Origin of the sequence: Bacillus cereus group sp. N24, assembly GCF_016483345.1 — a bacterium.
Taxonomy (GTDB): domain Bacteria; phylum Bacillota; class Bacilli; order Bacillales; family Bacillaceae_G; genus Bacillus_A; species Bacillus_A toyonensis.
The window spans coordinates 1-1169 of the sequence record NZ_JAEHCA010000079.1 but is presented as its reverse complement, the minus strand read 5'-3'; the positions used below and the strand labels follow the sequence as shown (position 1 = coordinate 1169).

The following is a 1169-nucleotide window of genomic DNA, read 5'->3' as shown; positions in this document are numbered from 1 at the left end:
GAGCTTATGTTTAAATTGTTTAATCAAAATGCAAAATTGGGAACGAAAAATATATGGTAGTAAGGGGGAAACAAGATGTTTGCGTTCAAAAGTAAAAAATCCAAAAAGGAAAAACAAGAAGAACTAAAAAAGAAGAAAGGTTACAACCCTTATTTAGTGGCTAGAGTTCAGCCACAAGGGGGAATCAGCTTTAAAGAAAGCTATGTGCAAACAGGTGATGGATTTGCTACTTGTATTCATGTTTTTGACTTTCCAACAGAGGTAAATGATTTTTGGTTAGAGCAAATTATGAATATGCCAAATGTGATCACAACATTAGATGTCATGAGTGATGATCGAAAAGAAGTCGTTGAATCGATTAATAAATCCATGAGTGAACAAAGTGTTCGGCATGATACAGCAAAGGATAATATAGATCGGATTGATGCGAAAAATGAATTTTTAGAGTTGGAAGCTCTCTATACGGATTTGAAACAAGGTGAGGTCATGAAACGTATTCATATCCGTATCTATGTTTCCGCTAGAACGTTAGATGAGTTAGAAAAACAAGTAAAAGAAATCATGGAAACATTAGAGTCTTATAATTTTCGTGGAGCTGTTTTTTTAAATGAACAAGAGTATGAGTGGGATGCACTCGTAACGAGCTTTGATACACAAAAAAATTATGTGAACCGAAGAAAAGGGAAAGAAATTCCGGCAGTCAGTTTGGCTGGTGGGTGTCCGTTTCATTATTCTTATTTGCACGATCCATACGGTACGTATTATGGAACAACGAAAACAAAAGGAAATGTTATTTTTGATATTTTTCATAAAGACGAACAAAGAAAGTTTTATAACGGTGTAATGATTGGAAAGCCTGGTGCTGGAAAATCAACATTACTAAAAAAGAAATCAGTAGACTATGCAAGTAAAGGTCATTTTATTCGTATTTTTGATATTGTAGGTGAATTTGAGGAAACAGTACGTGATCTGAACGGGAAAACAATTGCATTAGATGGTTCACAAGGTCAAATTAACCCACTTCAAGTATATAAGACAGCAGAACTTGAGGAAGTTAGTTTCACTCAGCATTTATCTAAACTTACAATTTTTTATCGATTCATTGCGCCAGAAGCAAAAGATGATGAAATTAAAGAATATGAAAATTTGCTTCGTAAATTATATATTCG

Annotated in this window: 1 pseudogene; it reads left to right on the top strand. The window is 33.7% G+C overall.

What is annotated here, in order from left to right:
• Positions 1-75: 75 nt before the first annotated feature.
• Positions 76-1169, top strand: a pseudogene (locus tag JDS95_RS30400) (VirB4 family type IV secretion system protein); the annotation flags it as partial.